The organism is Halosimplex salinum (assembly GCF_003730195.1).
GTDB lineage: Archaea > Halobacteriota > Halobacteria > Halobacteriales > Haloarculaceae > Halosimplex > Halosimplex salinum.
In genome coordinates this window covers 312,959-336,014 of sequence record NZ_QWGG01000003.1, presented here as the reverse complement: position 1 = coordinate 336,014, position 23,056 = coordinate 312,959, and the positions used below count along the sequence as shown (strand labels likewise).

Here is a 23,056-nt window from a genome sequence, read left to right as displayed (position 1 = left end):
GATTTATCCCCGCCTGCGCCGACGTCCCGTCGATGGCGAGACCCGAGCGGACGCTCCGTGGCCTCCTCTGGAACGACGACGAGCGCCGGCCCCGTGCGCCCTGGCGCCTCGGACTCGCGCTGGTCGTACTGGTCGTCGGCGGCGTCGCCGGCGTGATGGGCGCGTCGGGACTGGTCGCGCTCTTCCCCGAGACGGCCGGGCCCGCGCTGGTCGCGGTCGCCACCGTCGTCGCGCGCCTCCTCCAGCTCGCCGGGTTCGTGGGCGGTCTCCTGGCCGCGGCGTGGCTGGTCGACCGCCGACGCCTCGTCGACCTCGGACTGGGCCGCTCGCGAGCCTGGTGGGCCGACCTGACTTTCGGGCTGGCGCTCGGCGTCGCGCTCCCCGCGCTCGTGTTCGCGGTCGAACTCGCCGCCGGCTTCCTGCGGGTGACCGGGACGCTCGTCGCCCGCTCGGAGGCCTCGCTCGGGATCGCTCCCGGCGTCCCGCTGGCGCTGGCGCTCGCGCTGACGCTCGCCTACTTCGTCGGCGTCGGCGTCTTCGAGGAACTCCTCTTTCGCGGCTACGTCCTGACGAACGTCGCCGAGGGGCTGTTCGGCTGGCGGGGGATCGGGCGAGGGGGCGCGTTCGCCGGCGCGACGGTCGTGTCCAGTCTGGCCTTCGGCGTCGGCCACGGCCTGAACCCGAACGTGACGGCGCTCGCGCTCGCCAACATCGCGCTGTTCGGCGTGCTGTTCGCGGCAACCTACCTCCTCACCGGGCGCATCGCGATCGCCATCGGCCTGCACGTCACCTGGAACTTCTCAATCGCTTCCGTCTTCGGGTTCCCCGTCAGCGGCTTCACGACGCCCGTGACCGTCGTCGCCGTCGAGCAGTCCGGGCCGCGCGCGCTGACCGGCGGCGCCTTCGGTCCCGAGGGCGGCCTCCTCGCGCTGGTGGCGCTCGTCGTCGGGTTCGGCGCACTCGTCGGCTGGGTCCGCTGGCGCGAGGGCGCGCTCCGGTGGCGGACGGCCGTCGCCCGGCCGACGCTCCGACAGTCGGCGACAGCGGACGAGCGCGACGCTCCCGATGGCGAGGCGCCGGCCGACGCGGACCGCGCCGACGAGCCGTCGATCGAGTGACGGCGGTCTCGGCGCTCGCTGACCCGCGATAGCCCGATCCCGGAGGGACGTTCGTTACGTACAGACTCGTTTGACATTCCGAAAGGGTGTTACTTTCCCGATCTGTACGCCGACGTATGTCGAATCAGCACGGCGGGGGAGCCGACGACGGTTCCGACGGACCGGCGCGGACAGGCCTCTCCAGACGGCGACTGCTCGCGTCGGCGACCGCGACGGCGCTCGCCGGGGGCGCGCTGACCGGTTGCACGGCCGCGGCGCCGCTGGAGGGCGGAGACACCAGCGACGCTCCGTCGGAGTACGACGGCGTCGAGGTGGTCCGCGACGAAGCGTGGGTCGAGACGGACGTCGACACGGACGACGACGGCGTCTCCGACCGGATCCTCGTCAGGGTGACCCGGCCGGACTCGACCGAGGACGACGAAGCGGTCCCCGTCATCGCGACCGCGAGCCCCTACTACGGCGAACAGACCCACAGCGACGCGACCGAGGAGATGTACTACGACCGGGCGATCGCACCCGCTGCGAGCGCGGGGGACGACTCCGACGACGCGGCCGCCGCCCTCGACGCCGAGGGCGGCCACGCCGCCACGGGTCCGGGTTCGCGTTCGGGTCCGGGCCCGACCCACTCGCCGCGAGAGTCGCTGTCCGCACCGGGCCATCTCGAACGACGGTACGTGCCCCGGGGGTACGCGGTCGCGCACGTCTCGTCGCTCGGGACTCACGAGTCGACGGGCTGTTACACCGCCGCGGGGCCCGAGACGATCGAGGCGCTCCGGGCAGTGATCGACTGGTTCAACGGTCGCGCGACGGCCTACGACGCCCGGGAGGGCGGCGAGACGGTCGATGCCGACTGGACCGACGGAACGACGGGGATGATCGGCACGTCCGCGCTGGGCGAACTCGCCAACGGCGTCGCGACCACGGGCGTCGACGGGCTCGAAGCGATCGTGCCACAGGCCGCCAACGTCGGCCAGTACTCGCTGTTCCGCGCGAACGGCACGCCGATCTCCGTCGTCGCGGACGAGACCGAGGGGATGACCGATCTGGGCACGTGGATACAGGCCAGCAACGCCAGACGAGACGACTGCGACCACTGGACGGAAATCGCCGAGGACGGCCAGGACCGCGAGACCGGCGACTACAACGACTTCTGGCACGAGCGCACCTTCCTCACCGACGCCGATTCCGTCGACTGCGCGGTGCTGATGACCCACGCCGTCGACGACCCCATCGTCAAGCCGAACAACGTCGCGGACTGGTACGAGACGCTCGGCGAGCACGACGTGGACCGCAAGCTCTGGCTCCACGAAGGGGGGCACACGTCGCCCGGCGGCGAGGCGTACGTGGACACGCTCGACCGCTGGTGGGCACACTGGCTCAAGGGAGAGGACACCGACGTCATGGACGAGGACCCGGTGACCGTCGTGCGCGGCGGCCGGTCGCCGGCCCGGGGGTCGCTGGAGACCTACGAGTCGTGGCCGGTGCCCGACACCGAGGAGACGACGCTCCGATTCACGTCCGGCGGCGCGAGCGCCGGCGGTGTGACGGTCGACGAGCCCGACGAGACCACGGAGTCGCTCGCCGACGACCCGTCGATCCCCGCCTCGGACCTCGTCGCGGCAGAGGAGTCCGACAACCGCCTCCGCTACGAGACGCCGACGCTCTCCGAGTCGGTCCACGTCAGCGGGCGGGTCGTTCCCTCGCTCACGCTGTCGTTCGCGGAGCCGACGGTCGTGAGCGCCGCGCTCGTGGAGTACACCGACGACGGGGCCGAGATCGTGACCCGCGGCTGGGCCGACCCGCTGAACCGACCGTCCTACGGCGAGCACGACACGCCGCTCGCGTACCGGGAGTCGCTCCGCGAGTCGAGTCCGCTGGACGAGGGCGAACGGGTCGAGGTCGAGTTCCCGCTCCAGGCGACCGACCACGTCTTCGAGTCCGGGTCCCGCATCGGCGTGGTGGTCTTCGCGAGCGACCGGGCGTTCACCCTCCACCCGCCGGGGAACAGGGAGATGACGGTCTCGCTGTCGGAGAGCTCCGTCGCGCTCCCGATCGCCGGCGGCGAGTCGGCACTCACCGACGCATTCCGGGACGATGGCGAGGGCGAGGAAGACGAGGACGGCAGCGGCGAGACGGAGACCGACGAACCGACGCCGACGGACTCCTCGAACGACGGGCAGGACGGAACCGACCGGGCGACGGATTCGCCGACTCCGACGGATTCGCCGACTCCGACGGACTCACCCACTCCGTGGGATTCGTCGACTGCAACGGGCCGACCCGCCGGGACCGCTGACCAACTCGCTCAGACGGCCGAGCAGACTCCCGACGGGGACGGGTCGACCGGCCAGCAGGACGCGGAGACGGGGACGAGCGGCGACGGACCCGGGTTCGGTGTCGGCGGCGCGCTGGCCGCGTTCGGCGGCGTCGGCTACGCACTGAAGCGGCGACTCACCGGCGAGGAATGACTGTCGAGCGGGACCGTCGTCCGGGGTAGCTCCCGCGGCGAGTGCTTCTCCGGCGAGCGCTCGCGTGCCCCGCTGTCCAACTCTTTACTCGGACCCGACTCAGCAGCCGTTTATATGTCTGTACGGCCACCTCTCCGGTAATGACCCACCTGTACGCGATCCAGCGCGAGATCCTCGACTTCCTGGGCGACCGGTCCAGCGCGGACACCACCGCGATCCGCCGTCAGCTCGCCTACACCGCCGACGTGACGATCACGTACGACGCGCTGGAGCCCCACCTGGAACGCCTCGAATCGGAGGGGCGCGTCGAAGCCGTGGACGTGGACAGCGCGGGCACGACGTACTACCGACTGGGCGACGCGCCGCGAACGGCGACGCCCCGGTCCGCGAGCGACTGATTCTGCGGCTCCCTCCGTCGGCACCCGGGGCGTTCGGCAACCGCGGCGGCTAAGTGCGCCGCCTCCTAATCGACGCGCATGAACCAGCGCGAACTCGGTTCCTCGGGCGTCGAGGTCAGCGAGATCGGCTTCGGCGCGTGGGTCGTCGGCACCGACTGGTGGGGCGACCGCTCACGCGAGCAGGCCATCGACATGCTTCACCACGCGGTCGACCGGGGTATCACCTACTTCGACACGGGCGACGTGTACGGGCACGGCGACAGCGAGGAACTCGTCGGCGACGCGCTCGGCGAGTACCGCGACGAGGTCACCGTCTCCACGAAGGTCGGCTACGACTTCTACAACAACCCGCAGGCCGGCCACGGCGAACTCCCCAAACGGCTCGACCCCGAGTGGGTCCAGACGGCGCTCGACCGGTCGCTCGACAGGCTCGACATGGAGTACGTCGACCACCTGATGCTCCACAACGCCAACGTCGACGAGGTGGACGAGGACGTGCTGGAAACGCTCGACCGGCTCCAGGAGTCCGGTCGCGTCGACTCCGTCGGCTGGGCGCTCGGCCCCTCCATCGGCTGGCTCGCCGAGGCGACGAAGGCGGTCGAGGAGGGCTTCGACGCCGTCCAGCTCGTGTTCAACGTCTTCGAGCAGACCCCCGGTCGCCACACCATCGACCAGATCCGAGAACTCGACGCGGAGACGAGCGTCATCCCGCGCGTGCCGCACTCCTCGGGGCTCCTGAACGAGCAGGTCACGCCCGACACGGAACTCGGCGAGGGCGACCACCGCTCGCACCGGCCCCAGGAGTGGTACGAGACGGGCTGGGAGAAGGTCGACGCGCTGCGGTTCCTCGAAGCCCCCGACCACGCCGAGGGGACGCGCACGATGGCTCAGGCGTCGCTCCAGTGGCTCCTCGCCCACGACGAGGTGGCGTCGGTCACCCCGACCTTCCGCACGACCGAGGACATCGACGACTGGGCCGCCGCGCCCGACACGCCCGCCCTCTCCGACGAGGAGTTCGAGCGCGTCGAGGAGCTCTACCGCGACAACTTCGGCGTCGACCGCGACGACGGCATGGACGCCCTGCGCTCGTCGGTCGGCGGCGAGGACCTCCGGGGCACCGGCAAGCAGTCCGCCGACGACTGACACTGAGGCTCGCCCCCGCGACCGCGCGAACCTCTCTTTCGACACCAGCTACCGAACCCCCTCGTTTCGACTCAAACCGCCGCTACTCCCCACTCTCGCGATTACCCCTCCGTTTCCACTCGAGCCGCACCCACGTACTGCGATTCTGTGACGAAAACTGTACTTTCACTGCGCCCCGTCAGACGCTCGTCACACGGCCGCAGTCGTGGGGTTTCTCCAGCGCGGGACCGTCCAGTCGACTCCACGGGAAATGGGGGTGTGTGACGGAGTGGCGAGGCGCGCCCGCTCAGTCCAGCCGGTCGAAGGTCTTCCGGGCCCACTCGACGGCGTAGTCGGCGCCGTACTCGCGGTAGGCTTCGGTGTCGAGCGCGCCGAAGGGGGTCGGCGGTTCGGTCCGGTGTTTGATCGCGGCGCAGGCCAGCTCCGCCGCGTTCCCGAAGCCGGTCTCGCCGCGGGCGAGTTCGGTCGAGAGATCGACCAGTCTGGGTTCGAGGCGGTCGCCGGCGTCGACCCAGGCGTCGAAGAGCGCGGGGTAGTCGTCGGCCCAGTCGGCGAAGACGTCGCGGGTGTGCAGGCCGAGATACGCGTCGTAGAGCGCGGCCGCGACCTGGTAGGTGTCGGTGGGGTCCAGGCGGTCCTCGGTCGCTGCGACGAGGTCGGGATAGCGCTCGCCGAAGAAACCGAGGAAGTGCTCCGGCAGGTCGAGTCCGGCCTGGACGAGCGCCTCGGCGACGAGGAAGTCGACGAAGGCGTCGGGCGACCCCGCCAGACGAGGTTTGACGAGGACGACCGGCGGGTCGGTCTGGTGCGTCCACGCGACGCCGCCGTCGCCCGGTGCGCCGACGGTCAACTCGTCGCTCGCGTACTGATACAGGATTTCGGGCGCGTCGGCGGGGAGCCACTCGGTCGGGTACGACCGCGGGTCGAGCGAGTCGGTGACCAGCGCCAGCTCCTCGGCCTGGGCGGCGGGCACCGTCTCGAAGTCGTGGGCGCAGTCGAGCACGAGCGCGCCGGGGGCGTGCTCGTCGCGGACGGCCGCGAGGTCGGCCGACAGCTCACGTTCGCTGAACATCAGTCGGATCCGCCGCGCGCGTGGGACACGGTCGCGGTCGGGTCCCGGTCGATGGAGTCGCCGTTCGACGGGGTGGTCATGTCCGACGGAAGGGGCCGTTCGGAGTAAACCCCACCGGTCCCGGACGGTCGCTACCGCCCGCTACCGACCCGTTCGCGCGAAGGTTTATAACAGAATACGAGGCCAAGCCCGGATATGGTCGACGACGTATCGCGGCGGGGCGTCCTGCTGTCGGCGGGCGCCGCGCTGTCGGGGGGTATCGCGACGAAATACGGGACGACCGCGGCGGCGGCGAAGCGCGACGGTGGACGGGACGACGTGCCGCCCGTCCGGTGGCACGAGGCGGTCGCGAACGACGGCGACGACCTCACCAGACCGACGGGGATACGAGCGAGCGGCGGACGACTCGCGGTCGGCGGGTTCAGCGGGGACGAGTACGACACGGCGGACCCCTGGTCGGTGTCGGTCGACGCGGTCGACGGATCGGCGCGGTCCGACCTGACGCTCGACGTCGACGGCCGGTTCCTGACACAGGGGTCCGCGCCGATCGGGGACGGCGACCGCGTGTTCCTCGGGAGATACACCGCGGAACCCGACGCCGAGGACGCGACCAGACTGCCGACGCTCGTCCGGGCGGGCGGCGACGGGGAGGCGGCGTGGCGGCGGACCTACGAACCGCCGTTCGACTACTTCCGCGTGACGGATCTCACACCGGACGCGAGCGGTGGCGCCGTCTTCGTCGGCCATTCGACCGACATCGACAACCCGAACACGTGGCTGGTGGCCGTCGGCGCCGACGGGTCGGTCCGGTGGGAGCGAACGCTGGACGAGTTCTTCGCGACGTACGGGATCGGCGTCGAGCAGACCGACGACGAGGGGTTCCTCGTCTACGGCGGTGCGCGGCGAGGAGAACAGTGGGATATCGACAGACAGGACGGGTGGGTCGCGAAGGTCGGTCCCGACGGCGACCGGCAGTGGTCGCGGCGATACGCACAGCGCTCGGCGGGCGAGGAGAGCGAGTATCACTACCTGGCCGACGCGGTCGAGACGGACGACGGGTACCTGTTCGCCGGGTACGTCTCGACCGACGCCGACGATTCGGGGCGGGCGTGGGCGATCTCGACCGACTCCGCCGGCGGTCGGCTGTACAGCACGCTCGCCCAGCCGGGGTCCAACGGGGACGGAGAGTTCGTCGCGGCCGTCCCGTCCGACGACGGCCACCTGCTCGTCGGGAGTGGACCGACGACCGCAGACGGCGACGTGGAAGTCTCCTGGATCCGGAGCGTCGACGCGTCGCTCTCGACGAACTGGGACGCGCTGGACCCGCTCGGGCGTCCGACCGTCGTCCACGACGCGGTGGCGACGAGCGACGGCGGCGTCGCGCTCACGGGCAACCACGACAGCGACGACGGGTGGGCCGACCCGTTCGTCGCGAAACTCGGCGGCGACCCCGTCGAGACGGCCACGCCGACGCCGACGGCGACGACCACACCGTCACGGACGCCGACCGCCACTCTCACGCCGACCGCTACGGCCACGCGAACCCCGACAGCCACGGACGCGAACACACGCGCTCCGGCGTCGAAGACGGGCGAAACCGACGAATCCGCGCCGGAGTCGAACCAGAACACGACCACGGGCGACGGCCCCGGGTTCGGGGTCGGTGCGGCGCTAGCGGCGCTGGGCGGTGGCGCGCTGCTGACCGGGAGGTCGAACGACGGGGAGTGACGTCGCCCCCGCCGTCTCCGGTCGTCGCGCTACGAGAGGAAGACGAGAACGAGCGCGATTGCCAGTGCAGCGGCGATGCCGATGGTCCCGAGCGTGAACTTCGTCGCGTAACTCATGCCCGGCGATTCAGCGGCCAGCGACCTAAAGCCCCCGTTCTCCGACGACGGCAGCGACGTCCACTCGTGGAGCGACAGCGGGCGCGCTGACGGTCGCCGAACAGCGCCGTTTATCTATCGGCCGCCGCAACTGACGGGCACATGACAGAGGACCTTTCGCGACGCAGTCTGCTGGCATCTGGTGGCGCCCTGTTCGCAGGCGGACTCTTCACGCAGGTGGCAGGGGCCTCCGGCGGAGCCGTCGACGGATCGGTCGCGGACCCGCCGCCGATCCGCTGGGCCGAGACGTACGACCGTGCGACGGCCGATTCCGTCCACGACGCGCTCCAGACGGACGAAGGGAACTACGTGGCCGCCGGTCAGTCCGGCGACTCGAACGCCGTCGCCCCGTGGGTGTTCTCGATCGACGAGCGGGGCGGTCGCCGGTGGCAACAGACGATCGATACCGACGAGTCGAGCGGGTTCAACACGGTCGTCGAGACCGGAGACGGCGGCTTCCTCCTCGGCGGGTACCGGGGGCAGGGGGCCCAGGACCAGGAGGCGATCCTCGTCAGGCTGGGCCCGGATCAGGCGGTGCAGTGGCGCGAGACCGTCGAGTCGCCGCGCGACGGTGGGAACCTCGTCTCGCTGGTTCCCGTCGGTGACGACCGGTATTTCGGCGCCGCGATCGCCCGCGGCGGAGAGACTCTCGACATCTCGGCGTGGCTGTTCGTGGTCGACGGCTCCGGCGAGGTCCAGTGGAACAAGACGTACGCCCCGCGCTACACCAACTACGTGGCGAGCGTCGCGGAGACCGGGGACGGTGGCTTCCTCCTCGGCGGCGCGGTTCGCGACGAACCGACCGAGGAGGACCAGCAGCCGCCGTTCGTCGGCTGGCTGTCGGCGGTCGACGGCGAGGGCGCCCAGCAGTGGTCGGAGACCTATCGCGAGACGACCGACGGGACCGACCACCAGGTGAACTTCTTCTACGACGTCCACGTCGCCGGCTCGGGGTATCTCGCGGCCGGGAACACCGGCCGGGACCTCCTCGGCGGCCAGCAGGGCTGGGTGGTGTCGACCGACGAGAGCGGTGGACGACAGGGACAGCTGCTGACCCGGCCGTCGGGGATGGACGTCGCCCAGATCCAGCGCCTCCTGCCGTTCGAGGACGGGTACGCCCTCGCGGGCATCGGTCAGGAAGGGACGACAGACCCCCCGAACGTCTGGCTCGCCGGTATCGACACGGACCTGACCGAACAGTGGTCGGCCACCGAGCGGTACGGCAACGGGAGTCAGGTCCTCACCGCGCTCGAAGCGTCGGACGGCGGGCTCGCCGCGTTCGGGACCGTCAACGTCGAGGGCGACCGGACGACGGCCGACGCGCTCGTCGTCAAGTTCGGCGGTGACCCGGTGCCGACGGGGACGCCGACGGCCACGCCGTCCGAGACGGCCACCGAGACGCCGACCCCCTCTCCGACTCCCTCGCCGACCCCGTCGGAGACGCCGTCACCGACACCGTCGCCGACGCCCGCCGGAACGGCGATGGGTACCGGAACGGCGACGCCGACGGACGAGGCGGAGACGACGGCCGGCGACGGCCCCGGGTTCGGCGCCGCCAGTGCGCTGGCGGCGCTCGGCGGCGGCGCGCTCCTGCGGCGCGGCCTCTCGGACGCGGCCGATACGGACGAGGAGTAACGCCGGACGCCACCGCGGTCACTCGATCCGGCGCCGTGTGCTGTCGACCGAGATAGCGTCACTTATCTGTTACCTGTTTGAATCGCGGTGTGTATGGAACGCGATATGACGCGACGCCGCCTCCTCGCGTCGGCCGGGCTCGCGGCCACGGTCGGCGCGGCGTCCGTCGCCGGAGCGGCCGGGACGGACGGAGTCGAACAGCCCTCCAGTCGCGCGCTCGACCCGCCCGCGGTCCGCTGGAATCGGGCGTACGGACCGCGCTCGTACAACAGCGCACGGTCGATCCTCGAGACCAACGACGGGAGCCTGGTCGTCCTCGGCGGCGCACAGGAGTCGCAGTACGGGTCCGGTGCCGACTGGCTGTTCTCGGTGGACGCCACCACCGGCGAGGGGCAGTGGAGCCACGTCTTCGAGGGCGGTGAAGAGCCGTTTTCGACACAGGCGGTCGCTCCGGCCGACGACGGGTTCGTCCTGCTGGAGACTCCGAGCCAGGGAGACCGGTCCCGCCTCCGGCAGGTCTCGACCGACGGCGAAGAGACCTGGAGCCAGGCGTACGAGCCATCGATCGAGGGCGAGTCCACGCAGCTTCTCGGCCTGGCCCTCCAGGCGGTCGACGACGGCTACCTCGTCGCCGGCTACGTCGCGCGGGACTCGGACACCACGAGCGCGGACGCGGCGACCGCGCTCGCCCTCAAGGTCGACACCGAGGGCACGGAACAGTGGCGCCACTACTTCCTCGAGGACCGCCTCGCGCTCGTTCAGACGCTCACGGCCGACGGCGACGGCTACGTCGCCAGCGGGGTCATGCGGCAGCCGCCCGAGAACGAGGACGAGCGACCGCCGGTGAAGAGCGTCCTCTTCCGATTCGACGAGGAGGGGTCGGTCACGTGGCAGACGGAACTCGTCGAGACGAACGACGGTCAGACGAACCAGGCGAACCGGGTCGTCGACCACGCGTCGACCGAGGACGGCTACCTCCTCGTCGGGGTGACGGGCGGGCTCGTCGACAGTTCGGCGTGGGTCGTCGCCGCGGACGCGGACGGGTCGGTTCGGACGACGCGGACTGTCGGCCCGGACGCTGAGGAAAAGCGGCTCAGGCTGTCGAGCGTCACGGCCGGCGACGGCACCGCCTACGCGACGGGGATGCTCACGGACCAGAGCGCCGACGGGACGCGCGCCTGGCTCGGTGCCATGGACGCGAACGCCGAACTCGGCTGGACGGAGACGGCAGCGCGCAAACAGACCAACCAGTTCCAGGACGTGGTCACGACGAGCGACGGCGGGATCGCGATCGCGGGGCAGGCACAGACCGACGACGACACCGCCGATACGCCCGGCGAGGCGTGGCTCGTCAAACTCGGCGGCGAGGCGGCGGCGACGCCGACGGCGACGCCGGAGCCGACGGACTCCCCCTCCCCCACGCCGTCGCCGACGCCGGAACCGACGGCGACGCCGGAGCCGACGGACTCCCCGACGCCCGAACCGACCGAGATGGCGACCGACGAGCCGACGGAGGCGGACGACGCGGCAGAGACCACCTCCGACGACGGTGCCGGGTTCGGGGTCGGCACGGCGCTGGCGGCACTCGGCGGCGGTGCACTCCTCCGCCGCGGGGACTCCACCGAGAGCGACGACGCGGAGTAGCCGCGCGGTCCCCCCGTTCTCGTCCCCGCTCCGCCACCCGGACAACATGTTCAAAGGTACCAAGCCACAAGCGAGCGTAGCGAATGCTTCCGCGCGACACGGCGGACGACACATCGCTGCCGGCGCGGCTGGCGACGGCGGTCGAGTTTCTCGGTCGGCTCGACTATCGCAATCTCCGGATGTTGCCGAACGCGCTCTCGATACTGACGCGCCCGTCGGCGGCGGACTGGTACTACAACCGCGACCTCGTGTCACGCGAACTGCCCCGAACGGTGCGGAACTTCGTGTTCGCGCCCGACGACATGAACGCCTTCCAGCGCCACTGTCCGGTCGCCGGATACGTCTCGACGCCGGTCGACGGCGTTCTCGCGGGGTTCACCGAACGCGGTCGGATGAGCACGCTGTTCTGTCCCCACACGGGGTACACCCAGCAGTTGCCCTACTACGAGACCGGCGGGACGGTCCTCGACGGCGCGCGGCCCCGCGAGGGCGCCTTCTTCGGCGTCCAGCGTTCGCCAGCAGGGGGTACGGGGAGCGACTGCGGACCCCGCGACGACGGGGTGACCTGGCTCTGGGAGTCGTCGTTCGACCACGAGATGGCGTCCGGGCCCGCCGCAGGGGAGCTCTCGCTGACTTACGAGCCTCGGCAGGCGGGGCCGGTCGCGGCCACCGAGCGGGTGTTCGTCCCGCCGGGCTCCGAGACGGTCGTCCGCGAACTCACGGTTCGCAACGTGAGCGACCGCCGCATCGCCCGGGTCCTGTACTACATGCAGGCGAACGCCAACGACAACCAGCAGTACGTGCCGGGCATCACCAGCCCGAACCGCGTGGTCGCCGGCGACCGCGGCGTCGAGTGGCGCGACCGGCGGAGCGACCGCCGGCTCGAACTCTCCGCCGCCGACTCCGTCGCCGGGACCGGCGTCGTCACCGGCCCGCTCGACGACGCGCTGGCCGACGCGCGGCGCGTGCGGACTGGGCGCCACGTCGGCGGCGTCCTCTCGTTCGACGCACCCCTCGAACCCGGCGCGGAGACGACCGTCACCGTCCGAACCGGGTGGGGCGGTGCAGCGAGCGGTGACGGAGCGAACGAGGACGAGACCGCCACGGACCGATCGGCCGGTACCCGGCGTTCGGTGGGGACCGACGTCGACGGACGCGAGCACGGACCGGAGACGCGGGTTCGCACCGACGGTGCGGCCGACGCGGGCACCGGTGCGGCCGACGCGAGTACCGGAGCGGCCGACGCGGGCACCGGAGCGGCCGAGACGACCGAACCGACCGATCCCGCCGATCCGGCTGGGACCGTCGGATCGGCCGGGAACGACGGGGTGCTGTCCGCGGGCGGACGCAGGGCAAGTGACGGGGAGGTCTCGGAGGGGTGGGCGACGTGGCTCGCGGACGTGCCCGTGGAGCAGGTGCCGGAGCGCTTCGCCGACCAGTACGAGCGCTCCGTCGCGGGCGTGACGAAGCTGTTCGACCCCGTTTCGGGGAGTCTCTCGGCGGCGCCGAACTTCCAGCCGACGTACTACCCGTCGTGGCCGCGCGACGGCGCGTTCGTCGCGGTCGCGCTCGCCGAGGCGGGCGTCCCCGGCCCGGCGGTGGCGTACCTCGGACGGTTCCTCCCGTCGGTCCAGGGCGCCGACGGCGGGTTCGAGCAGTGTTACACGAGCGACGGCGCGCCCGCGGGAGTCATCCCCCGGGAGAACGACCAGCAGCCGATCTACGTCCACGCGGTCCGTGCCGTCGACGACGTGACCGACGACGACGCGCTGGTGCGGGCGGCCTGGCCGGCGGTCGCCGACGCGCTCGACTACACGGTCGACGCCATCGCGGACAACGGCCTCCTCCGGGCGACGCCGGACTTCGCCGAGATGCCGACCCACGCGCGCCAGAGCCTCTGGACCAACGCGTTCGCCTATCGCGGACTGCTCGACGGCGCGGCGCTCGCCGACCGGGTCGGGGCCGACGGCGAGCGCTACCGCCGCGCGGCGGCCCGCGTCGGCGACGCCGTCGAGCGCACCTTCTTCGCGGACCGCGACCGGTTCGCCACGCAACTGACCATCAGGGGCGCGGAACGCGACGGAAACGTCGCGTTCTCGGCGGCGGTCCATCCGACGGGCTGGGCGGCCGACTACGGCTACACGGAGCCGCTGCTCGACGGCTTCGCGGAGATCCATCGCGACGGCGCGGCGTACTGGCTCCCGCGGGAGTTCACCTACGCCGCCGCGCTGTACGCCGCCGGTCGCGAGTCCGAGGGCGACCGCGTGCTCGCCGCGCTCCAGACCGAGCGCCTCCCCGGCGGCACCCTCGCCGAGGAGGTCGACCGCTCGGGCGACCACAACTTCGCCGCGCTCGCCTGGGCCAACGCCGCGTTCGCCCACGCGCTGCACGTCCGAGAGGGGATCGCCGCCGACGTGTCGTAGGGCCCGGGACGGCCGCCAGCTCGTCCGAACGGTCGCAGCACTCTCGGAAGGGTTCGCCGTGGCGCTCAAAAATGGGGTTCGTGTGCCGGATCGGGGGGTCGCCCGGTCCGACCCGTCGGTCGTCTCCGCCTACCCGGAGATCGTCCGGGTGTCGGTCGTCGTCTTCCCGCTCTCGTCGGTGACGGTCAGTCGGACGGTGTACTCCTCGCCGTCGGCGTGTTTCAGGCGGAAGTAGCTCGCGCCGCCGTCGTCGCCGCCGCCGAGGGTGGTCGTCCTGCTGTCGACGACCTCGCCGTCGCTGTTCAGGACTTCGACGGTCGCGGAGTCGAGGTCGCTGTCGTCGTCCGAGACCTCCCAGTAGGCCAGGAACGGGAGGTGCTTGTTCTGGGAATAGAACTCCCACAGCTCGAAGGAGTCGATGGTCGGCGCCGACCCGTCCCGCTCGGTCGTCACCGACTGCGTCTGTCCCTCCACGCTGTCGCCGTCGGTCGCGTCGGCGACTGCGCGGACCTCGTAGGTCGTTCCGGCGTCGAGACCGGTGAGGGTCCGGCTGAACTCGCCGGCGGCGCTCCGGTTCTCGGCCGCCGCGGTCCGCCACTCGTCGGCGCCCTCGGCGCGGTACTCGAAGGCGACGCTCGCGCTCTCTGCGCCGCCGAACCCGGTCAGATTTCCGGTCAGCGTCGCCGAGGACGCGGTCACGTCGGTCGCGCCGGTGGTCGCGACGGCCAGCGGCGCGTCCGTGCGAACCGACAGGACTCGCCCCGTGTCGCTGTCGCCGTCGGTCGCGGTCGCCCCGACCCGGACCTCGTACTCCGTCCCGGGGTCGAGGCCGGTGATCGTCACGTCGACTTCGCCGGCGGCGCCGAGTTTCGCTCGCTCAGCCGTCGTCCACTCGTCGGCGCCGGCGACCCGGTACTCGACGGTCGCGGTCGCTCCGCCGGCGCCGCCCAGGTCGGCGACGCTCCCGGTCACGTCGACAGTGGTGTCGTCGCCGGCGCGGGCCGAATCCGTCTTGACGGCGAACGCGGTGTCGGTCGTCAGCGTCCCGACGCCGCTGGTCGCGTCGTCGCCGTCGCTCGCGGTGAGCGTGGTGCGGTACTCGTAGGTGGTGTTGGCCTGGAAGTCGCGGAAGGTGCCGTTCACCGCCGCGGGTGCGGTGACCGTCCGCGTCTCGACGGTCCACCATCGCTCGGCGCCGACCGGACGCGCCTGGACTGTCACGTCGGCGCTGTCGGCGCCGCCGAGGTCGGTGACGCTCGCGGTCAGGCGCGCCGTGTGCTCGGTCACGTCGGAGGCGTCCGTCGTCACGACGGGTTCGGGGTCGGCCTCGGTCGTGGCCTCCACGACGCCCCCATAGTCCTCGTCCCCGTCACCGGCGACCGCGCGGATGCGGAACTCGTAGTCGGTCTCCGCGTCGAGACCGGTGACGGTCCCCTCGAAGGTTCCGGCCGGCGAGACGCTCGTCCGGGCTCCGCTCGTCCAGGACAGCGAGCCGGCCTCTCGGTACTGGACGACGGCGTCGGCCGTCTTCGCGTCGGCGAAGTTCGTCACGCTCCCGTCGACGGTCACGGCGGAGGCGTTCACCGCCGATGCGCCGTCCGTTCGGACTGCGAAGGCCTCGTCGGTGGTGAACCGGACCGGCTCGCCGGTGGCGTTGTCGCCGTCGCTCGCGGTGAGGACGGCGCGGTACTCGTAGGTGGTGTTGGCCTGGAAGTCCCGGAACGTGGCGGTCAGGTCCGCCGGTCCCGAGACGGTCCGCGTCTCGAAGGTGAACCAGTCATCGGCGAAGCCGCCACGGAGCTGGAACGCCACCTCCGCGCTGTCGGCGCCGCCGAGGTCGGCGACGCTAGCCGTCACGTTCGCCGTGTGCTGGGTCACGTCGGTCGCGCCCGTCGCCGTAACCGCCGGGTCGGTGTCGGGGTCGGCGGCGGCGTCGGTCGTGACGGTCAGCGTCTCGCCGATATCCCGGTCGTTGTCGATGGCCGCGCCGACGGCCCGCACCTCGTAGGTCGTGTTCGGCGAGAGACCGGTCAGCGTCGCGCTGACGGCCTCCGTTCCGGTGACTGTCGTCCAGCCCGCGGCCGTCCACTCGTTCGCGCCCGCTCGGCGGTACTCGAAGCCGACGTCGGCGCTCTCGGCACCGCCGAAGTCGGTGACCGCCCCCGAGGCTTTCAGCGCCGTCGCGTTGACGGCGGCAACCCCGTGCGTCTCGACCGCGAACGCGGCGGCGGTGGTGAACCGGACCGGCTCGCCGGTGGCGTCGTCGCCGTCGCTCGCCTCGACGTGGACGGTACTTTCGTAGGTCGTGTTCGGCTCGAGCTGGCCGGTGACGTGACTGACCGGGCCGTCACCGGTGACCGTCTGCCGCTCGGTCGGGAACGCCGTCTCCGAGTCGACCGGGCTGACGACGAAGTACACCTCGGCGCTGTCGGCCCCGCCGAGCCACCCGACGGAAGCGGTCAGGTTCGCGCTCCGCTCGCCCACGTCGCGCACCGCGCCGGCCTTCACCGTCGGCGGGTTGTCGGGGACCTCGAACGTCCCGGTCGACCCGCTGACGGTGTCGTTCCCGGCCTCGGCGCGGGCGCGGTACTCGTAGCTCGCTCCCGAGACGAGGCCGGTGAAGACCTCTCGGAAATCCCCGACGGAGTCGACGGTCTGTCGAGACGTCGACTGCCACGTCGAGGCCCCGTCCCGTCGGTATTCGAGCCAGACGGTCGCGCTCTCGTTCGCCGCGAGCGCGGTGACGTTGCCGGCCGCGACGACCGAGGACTCGTTTATCGGGTCCGCCCAGGTCGTCTCGACGGACACCGCGTCGGCGTGAACGACTGCCCCGTCGACCGCGCCGTCCCCCTGCGCGACCGACACGTGTGCTGCCCCGGCCTGGACCGTCAGACCGAGGAGAACCAGTACGACACCCACCGTACGGAGCGCTGAACGCGCCCCCGTGGTAGACTTCCCTGTCATGTTCCCAGCCGCGTTGCGTACGTCCGCTTTCACCCTTCTGGGAAAATACTTTCTCTTTGACTCGTCAGCCACCGGTGATCGGCGGACCGCTGGATGCGAGGAGTTCGACGCCACTGGTGTCCGGGAGCCGACACGGATCCGCCGGTGGTCTGCGGAGCGGTCGCGGCCCGGGGAACCGGCTCACGCGCCCCGGTCGAAGACGACCTCGCCGCCGACCACCGTCGCCCGCACGTCGAGGTCGGCGATCGCGGTCGGATCGACGGCCCACGGCGACCGGTCGAGGACGACGAGATCCGCGAGCTTCCCGGTCTCGACGGTACCGAGTCGGTGCTCGTCGAAGCCAGCGTAGGCGGCGCCGCTCGTGTACGCGCGCAGCGCCTCGGTGACCGACAGGCGCTGGCGGTCGTCGGGCGCGGTGACGGCCTGCTGGACGCCCAGAAGGGGGTCGAGCGGCATGCAGTCGCTCCCGAACGCGAGGCGGGCGCCCGAATCGAGGAGTTCGCGGAAGCGGTTCGACGCCAGCCGTCGTTCGTCTCCCAGTCGATCTGCGTACAGTCCTCCCTCGCGGGCCCACTTCAGGAAGTTCGGCTGCATCGAGGCGACCACGTCCCCCTCGGCGATGCGGGCGACGAGGTCGTCGGTCAGCACCTCCGCGTGTTCGATCCGGTGGCGTTCCCCGTCGGCGGATTCGAGGGCGTCGAGCGTCTCCCGGACCGCCTCGTCGCCGATGGCGTGGACGGCGACCTGCAGGTCCGCGTCGTCGGCGCGGGCGACGATATCCCGGAGTTCGTCGGGGTCGACGACCCACTGGCCCCGGTTCGAGTCGTCGTCGGCGTACGGTTCGGAGAGCTTCGCGGTGTGGCCGCCGAGCGAGCCGTCGGTGTAGGTCTTGATCGCGCCCGTGCGGACCCGGTCGCTCCCGTGGTTCGTGCGGAGGCCGAGTTCGCGGACGGCGTCGAGGTGGTCGGCCCAGTAGTTGATCCGGACCCGCAGGGAGAGTTCACCGACGCGGTCGAGTTGGCGGTAGACCGCGGGCGCCTCGGAGCGTCGGACCATGTCGTGGACACCGACGACGCCGAGTTCGTTCGCGCGCTCCTGTGCGGCGTGGACCGCACGGCGCGTCGCCGCGCGGTCCGGTTCGACGGCCGCCCACAGGGCATCGAGCGCGTCTTCCACGACGACCCCGGTCGGGTCGCCGCCGCTCGTGTGGACGTCCTCGTCGGGCATGTCGTCGCGAAGTCGGTCGAGTGCCACCGCGTTCAGCGACGCGAGGTGCATGTCCTCGCGGATAGCGGCGACCGGCCGCTCGTCGCTCACCACGTCGAGGTCGTCGGTCGTGAGGTATCGGTCGTCGTCCCACGCGCTCTCGTCGTAGCCGAAGCCGAGCACCCACTCGCGGTCCGGCCCGGAACTGTCGGGGTCCGTCTCCCCGGCGCGGTCCGCGAGCAGGTCGACGGCGTCCGCCGGCGAGTCCGCGCCCGAGAGGTCGGCCTCGACGAGGCGCCGCCCGACCATCGGCAGGTGGGTGTGCGCGTCGACGAACCCGGGGAGGACGACCCGTCCCTCGCAGTCCCTGACGGTCGTCTCGACGCCCGCGAGGTGGGTCACGTCCTGTGTCGACCCGACGGCGGCGATCCGACCGTCGCGGACGGCGACTGCCTCCGCCGTCTCGTCGGGGTCGGCGAGGGTGTGGACTTCGGCGTTCGTGAGGACGAGGTCCGCGGCCGCTGTCATGGTCGGATCGCGGGCGCGCGGCGTGGTAAGCGTTCGGGGGACCGCTCGAACGCGCCGCGGACCCGTCCGGGACAGCAACTGTTAGGGGCGTCGGCCGCGACGCTCCGGGCATGACCGACGACTCCGACGCCACGGACCCCGGCGCGGGCGGCCACTCCGAGGCCGACCCCGAAATCCTCGCCGCCCGCGTCGCCGACGGCGACCTGCGCCTCTACGAACTCGACGACCACGCCGACGCCGAGACGGCCGCGACGGCCCGTCGCATCGTCGTCGAGCGCGACACCGGCGTCGACCTCTCGGCCACCGGCGACTACACCTTCGCCGCCGAGTCCGCCGAGTCCAACATCGAGAACCTGATCGGCGGGGCGCAGCTCCCGGTCGGCGTCGCCGGCCCCGTCACCGTCCGCGGCGAGGCCGCCGACGGTGACTTCTACCTCCCCATCGCCACCACCGAGGGGGCCTTGGTCGCAAGCGTCAACCGCGGCTGTGCGGCCATCTCCGACGCCGGGGGCGCGACGGTCCGCGTGACCAAGCGCGGGATGACCCGCGCGCCGGTCTTCCGCGTCGCCGACGTGTCCGAGGGCGCCGAGGTGGCCGAGTGGGTGCAGGACAACGAGGACCGCCTCGCCGAGGCCGCCGAGGAGACGACCAGCCACGGGCGCCTCCAGTCGGTCACCCCCTACGTCGTCGGCGACGCCGTCTACCTGCGCTTCTCCTACGACACCGGCGACGCCAACGGGATGAACATGGCTACTATCGCCACCCGCGCCGCCGCAGAGGTCGTCGAGGAAGCGACGCCCGCCTCGCTCGTCGCCCTCTCCGGGAACCTCTGTGTCGACAAGAAACCCGCCGCCATCAACGCCGTCGAGGGCCGCGGGCACACCGTCACCGCCGACGTGACCATCCCGCGCGAGACCGTCGAGGACCGCTTCGGCACGACGCCCGAGGCCATCGAGGAGGCCAACACCCGCAAGAACCTGATCGGGAGCGCGAAGGCCGGGAGCCTCGGGTTCAACGCGCAGGCGGCCAACGTCGTCGCCGGCGTGTTCATCGCCACCGGGCAGGACGAGGCCCACGTCGTCGAGGGATCGAACTGTATCACGACCGCCGAGGCCCGCGACGAGGGGCTCTACGCGAGCGTCAACCTCGCCAGCCTGCAGGTCGGCACCGTCGGCGGCGGCACCGACCTGGCGACCCAGTCGGAGCTGCTCGACGTGATCGGGTTCGCCGGCGGCGGCGACCCCGTCGGGTCGAACGCGGACGCGCTCGCGGAGGTCATCGCCGCCGGCGCGCTCGCGGGCGAACTCTCCCTGGTCTCGGCGCTCGCCTCGCGACACCTCGCCAGCGCCCACGAGGAACACGGCCGGTAAGTCGGTCGTCGGACGGAACCGCCGGACAGTAACCCAGACCAACAGCACGTTTCACTTTCACTTCCGCTCCGGGGTTGGCTGGCGTTTACCTTCGGCCCCCGGGTAGATCGAGTGCGTCCGACCGGGAGCGCCGGCGGGCGCACCCACACCCATGCGTTCGAACACCACTACGGACTCGACCGTCCGCACGGCGAGCGATCGCGAGACGGAACGCGAGCGCGACGACGACACCGTCCGCCGGGCGACGCGAGTCGCGCGCCTGCTGAAGATCGTCGCGACGACGCTGGCCGCCCTCGTCGGCGTCGCCAAGGCGCTGGGACTCGTCTGAGCCCGCGAGGCGGGCCCGCGGAGGCGTCACCGGAGAAAACCCTTTATCGGTTCCTCGCCTCGTGTCCGACGATGGACGACAGGGCGCCGATCTACGCGGCGGGCGCGGGCATCCTCGCACCGGTCGTGACCGTCCGCCTCGTCGGGGTGGCGATCGACTCCGGGTTCCTCCACCCGATCGTCGGCCTCGTCTGCCTCTTTCTCGTGCCCGTTCTGGGGGTCGTCTGGATCGTCTCCGCGGGCTGGAAACTCGGCCTGACGGGCTGGGACCCCCTCGACCGCTTCCGCGACCGCGCGACCGTCCGCGAGGACATCCCCCCGCAGTTCCACGACGCCATCGACTACGAGACGCTCGACGAACCCCGCCACGAGGGGAAGATTCCGACGAACCTGTTCCTCTACGGCATCTGCTACTTCGTCGGCATCCCGATATTCGCGCTGCTGTTCCTCGTCTGAGTCGGGAGCGGAGAGACTCAGTTCGCGAGCGCCGACGAGCATCGCAGTCCCCCAGGCGTACCAGAACCGCCGTCCGAGCGCGCGAAGCGATTCGGGATCCATCGGTCGGCGGTTCGACCGCCCCCACGAAGTGAGTTGCCGTTCGGCTCGGTTACAGGATCCGATAGACGCCGCGGCTCTCCGTCGCCTCGCCCGCCCTGACGAGCTTTTCGAGGGCCTTGCGCGTGTACGCGGCGTCGACGCCCCGCTCGCTCGCGTAGTCGACGACCGCCGACTCCGTCGCCTCGTCTACTTCCCGGACGGCCTCGCGGACGGTCTCTTTGCGGCTCTTCGTCCGGCCGGAGTCCATCACTCGCTCGCCCGCCTCGGCGACGGCGTCGGCGTCGAGGCCCGAGCCTTCGAGGTACTCCTCGTCTGAGGGGCCCACGTCGTCGATCTGGCCCTCCATCTCGGTGAACGAGTCGAGTTCGGCGAAGGCGTCGCCGTGGCCCTGGCGGTTGGCGAGCATCGACGCGCGCACCTCGCGAGCGTGGTCCTCGTCGTCCGTGCTGACGAACTTCTTCCGCTTGGCGTGCTGGCGGCTCGCCCCGCAGCGGGGACACTGGCTGGTCTCCGGGCGCCCCTCGACGATCCAGAGCATCGAGCAGTCGCTACAGCCGACGACGGCGTACATCTGATCGACGGCTTCCACCCGCTCGACTATGAACATTCGGACGACGCGACGGCCCCGACGCGGGTCGTCCGAGACCTATCACCCTGTCGAACGGATGGCGAGCGTTTACGTAGATCTCGGCAGTATACAGAGTAATGGGCGGTGTCTCGAACCGTGTGAGCGGCGGGATACTCGCCGTCTCGGGTCTCGCGCTCACCGCGTACCACCTGTACGGCGTCGTCGAGCTCGGCGTCCTGGGTCCGCGGCTCCTCGCGGAACTCCTGCCGCTCCTCCTCTCGCTCGCGCTCGCGGCCGTCGGCGTCGAACTCGCGCGCGGGCGCCTCATCACCGACCGGTTCGCGAGCCGATTGCTCGCGTGGACCGGCGCCGGCGCGGCGGCCCTCGCGGCGCTGGGCGCGTGGGTGTTCGCGGACGCCGTCGCCAGGGGGTTCACGCTCGCCGACCCGGTCTCGGCGATGCTGGGCCTCGCGACGTTCGGCGCCCTCGCCGGGGCGCTCGTCGGCGTCTACGACGCCGGGCGGCTCGAACGCCAGCGCTCCGTCGAACAGCTGAACCGCATCACCGACACGCTCCGCATCGCGACCCAGGAACTGGTCGACGAGACCGAGCGAGACAGCCTCGAACAGGCCGTCTGCGACCGCCTGATCGACTCCGACCCCTACGACGCCGTCTGGATCGGTCGGTACGACGCCGACGACCGGCGGGTCCGACCGGCGGCGTGGTCCGGCTTCGACGACGAGTACGTCGAGTCCATCGTCGTCACCGTCGACGATAGCCCGACCGGCAGCGGCCCCGGCGGTCGCGCGATCGAGACCCGCGAGATCCAGTGCGTCCCCGACGTGTTCGAGGACTCGACCATGGAGCCGTGGTGGGACCTCCTGGAGACCCACGGCATCACGTCGCTGGCGGTCGTCCCGATCGGACACGGCGACACCGTGTACGGCTTCTTCAGCGTCTACGCGGACAGACAGGACGTGTTCTACGAGCGCGAGCGAGAGGTCCTCTCCGAGCTCGGGGAGACGATCGGTCACGCCATCGCGTCGATCGAGGCCCACGAGCGGCTGGCTGACCGCGAGCGCGAACTCGCCCGACAGAACGACCGGCTCGAGGAGTTCGCCGGCGTCGTGTCCCACGACCTCCGCAACCCGCTGAACGTGGCTGCGGGGCGCATCGAGTACCTGCGCGAGGCCGACGACGACGAGCACCTCGCCGCCGCCGCGGACGCCCTGACGCGGATGGAAGAACTCATCGAGGACCTGCTCGCGCTCGCCCGACAGGGCGCGACGGTCGAGTCGTTCGAGCAGGTCTCGCTCGGCACCGTCGCCGCCGAGGCGTGGAATTCGGTCGACTCGCCCGCGGCGACGCTCCGAACCGACGACCTCGGCGTGATCGCCGCCGACCGCCCCCGGCTGCGCCAACTCCTGGAGAATCTGTTCCGGAACAGCGTCGAGCACGGCGGCGAGGGCGTAACCGTGACCGTCGAGCGGATAGAGGGAGGGTTCGCCGTCTCCGACGACGGTCCGGGGATCCCCGCCGACGAACGCGACACCGTCCTCCGTCCGGGCTACTCGACCAACCCGGACGGGACGGGGTTCGGACTCAACATCGTCCAGCGCATCGCCGAGGCCCACGGCTGGGACGTGTCCGTCGGCGAGAGCCCGACCGGCGGCGCCCGGTTCGAGTTCCGCGACGGCGAACAGTCGGACCGATGACGCCCCCGGACCGATGACGCCCCCGGCCCGATGATG

Annotated in this window: 17 protein-coding genes; 12 read left to right on the top strand and 5 right to left on the bottom strand. The window is 71.5% G+C overall.

Annotated features, from left to right (window positions below):
* The first annotated feature begins 32 nt into the window (after positions 1-32).
* The 4 genes from D1409_RS09965 to D1409_RS09950 all read left to right on the top strand — a co-directional run bounded on the left by D1409_RS09965 (position 33) and on the right by D1409_RS09950 (position 5,127).
* Positions 33-1,118: a CPBP family intramembrane glutamic endopeptidase gene (locus D1409_RS09965; protein WP_123536612.1), complete on the top strand. Its 1,086-nt coding sequence runs from the start codon at positions 33-35 to the stop codon at positions 1,116-1,118.
* Between the two features lie 116 nt (positions 1,119-1,234).
* Positions 1,235-3,586: a CocE/NonD family hydrolase gene (locus D1409_RS09960; protein ID WP_123536610.1), complete on the top strand. Its 2,352-nt coding sequence runs from the start codon at positions 1,235-1,237 to the stop codon at positions 3,584-3,586.
* 140 nt (positions 3,587-3,726) lie between these two features.
* Positions 3,727-3,984: a hypothetical protein gene (locus tag D1409_RS09955; protein WP_123536608.1), complete on the top strand. Its 258-nt coding sequence runs from the start codon at positions 3,727-3,729 to the stop codon at positions 3,982-3,984.
* 78 nt (positions 3,985-4,062) lie between these two features.
* Positions 4,063-5,127, top strand: coding sequence for an aldo/keto reductase (locus D1409_RS09950; protein ID WP_123536606.1), 1,065 nt, complete (start codon positions 4,063-4,065; stop codon positions 5,125-5,127).
* Between the two features lie 286 nt (positions 5,128-5,413).
* Here D1409_RS09950 and D1409_RS09945 read toward each other — a convergent pair whose 3' ends face one another.
* Positions 5,414-6,199, bottom strand: coding sequence for a DUF7089 family protein (locus D1409_RS09945; protein ID WP_123536604.1), 786 nt, complete (start codon positions 6,197-6,199; stop codon positions 5,414-5,416).
* 195 nt (positions 6,200-6,394) lie between these two features.
* Between D1409_RS09945 and D1409_RS09940 the strand changes: the two genes are divergently transcribed.
* Positions 6,395-7,927, top strand: a complete 1,533-nt coding sequence (locus D1409_RS09940; protein WP_123536602.1) for a PGF-CTERM sorting domain-containing protein — start codon at positions 6,395-6,397, stop codon at positions 7,925-7,927.
* Positions 7,928-7,956: 29 nt separating this feature from the next.
* On the opposite strand, the gene D1409_RS25825 is transcribed toward D1409_RS09940, so the two are convergent.
* Positions 7,957-8,043 carry a hypothetical protein gene (locus tag D1409_RS25825; RefSeq protein WP_449404902.1) on the bottom strand — a complete coding sequence of 29 codons (87 nt, stop codon included), beginning with the start codon at positions 8,041-8,043 and terminating at the stop codon, positions 7,957-7,959.
* 141 nt (positions 8,044-8,184) lie between these two features.
* On the opposite strand from D1409_RS25825, the gene D1409_RS09935 reads away from it, so the two are divergent.
* From D1409_RS09935 to D1409_RS09925, 3 genes are all read left to right on the top strand, one after another.
* Positions 8,185-9,717, top strand: a complete 1,533-nt coding sequence (locus D1409_RS09935; RefSeq protein ID WP_123536600.1) for a hypothetical protein — start codon at positions 8,185-8,187, stop codon at positions 9,715-9,717.
* Positions 9,718-9,810: 93 nt separating this feature from the next.
* Complete coding sequence (locus tag D1409_RS09930) at positions 9,811-11,361, top strand: PGF-CTERM sorting domain-containing protein (RefSeq protein WP_123536598.1); 1,551 nt, start codon at positions 9,811-9,813, stop codon at positions 11,359-11,361.
* 83 nt (positions 11,362-11,444) lie between these two features.
* Entirely contained in the window at positions 11,445-13,784 is a 2,340-nt protein-coding gene (locus D1409_RS09925; protein WP_123536596.1) for a glycoside hydrolase family 15 protein, read from the top strand.
* A 129-nt stretch (positions 13,785-13,913) separates the two neighbouring features.
* Here the strand turns inward: D1409_RS09925 and D1409_RS24450 are convergent, their stop codons facing one another.
* Positions 13,914-16,748, bottom strand: a complete 2,835-nt coding sequence (locus D1409_RS24450; RefSeq protein WP_164471627.1) for a fibronectin type III domain-containing protein — start codon at positions 16,746-16,748, stop codon at positions 13,914-13,916.
* Positions 16,749-16,928: 180 nt separating this feature from the next.
* Positions 16,929-18,482: an amidohydrolase gene (locus tag D1409_RS09915; protein WP_123536594.1), complete on the bottom strand. Its 1,554-nt coding sequence runs from the start codon at positions 18,480-18,482 to the stop codon at positions 16,929-16,931.
* 110 nt (positions 18,483-18,592) lie between these two features.
* Between D1409_RS09915 and hmgA the strand changes: the two genes are divergently transcribed.
* The 3 genes from hmgA to D1409_RS09905 all read left to right on the top strand — a co-directional run bounded on the left by hmgA (position 18,593) and on the right by D1409_RS09905 (position 20,635).
* On the top strand, positions 18,593-19,852 hold the full coding sequence (hmgA, locus tag D1409_RS09910; RefSeq protein WP_123536592.1) for a hydroxymethylglutaryl-CoA reductase (NADPH): 1,260 nt from the start codon (positions 18,593-18,595) through the stop codon (positions 19,850-19,852).
* 151 nt (positions 19,853-20,003) lie between these two features.
* Complete coding sequence (locus tag D1409_RS24445; protein WP_164471626.1) at positions 20,004-20,180, top strand: hypothetical protein; 177 nt, start codon at positions 20,004-20,006, stop codon at positions 20,178-20,180.
* A 71-nt stretch (positions 20,181-20,251) separates the two neighbouring features.
* Positions 20,252-20,635: a hypothetical protein gene (locus tag D1409_RS09905; protein ID WP_123536590.1), complete on the top strand. Its 384-nt coding sequence runs from the start codon at positions 20,252-20,254 to the stop codon at positions 20,633-20,635.
* A 151-nt stretch (positions 20,636-20,786) separates the two neighbouring features.
* Here the strand turns inward: D1409_RS09905 and D1409_RS09900 are convergent, their stop codons facing one another.
* Complete coding sequence (locus D1409_RS09900; protein WP_123537086.1) at positions 20,787-21,308, bottom strand: DUF5817 domain-containing protein; 522 nt, start codon at positions 21,306-21,308, stop codon at positions 20,787-20,789.
* A gap of 134 nt (positions 21,309-21,442) precedes the next feature.
* On the opposite strand from D1409_RS09900, the gene D1409_RS09895 reads away from it, so the two are divergent.
* Positions 21,443-23,020 carry a GAF domain-containing sensor histidine kinase gene (locus tag D1409_RS09895; protein WP_123536587.1) on the top strand — a complete coding sequence of 526 codons (1,578 nt, stop codon included), beginning with the start codon at positions 21,443-21,445 and terminating at the stop codon, positions 23,018-23,020.
* Positions 23,021-23,056: the final 36 nt, after the last annotated feature.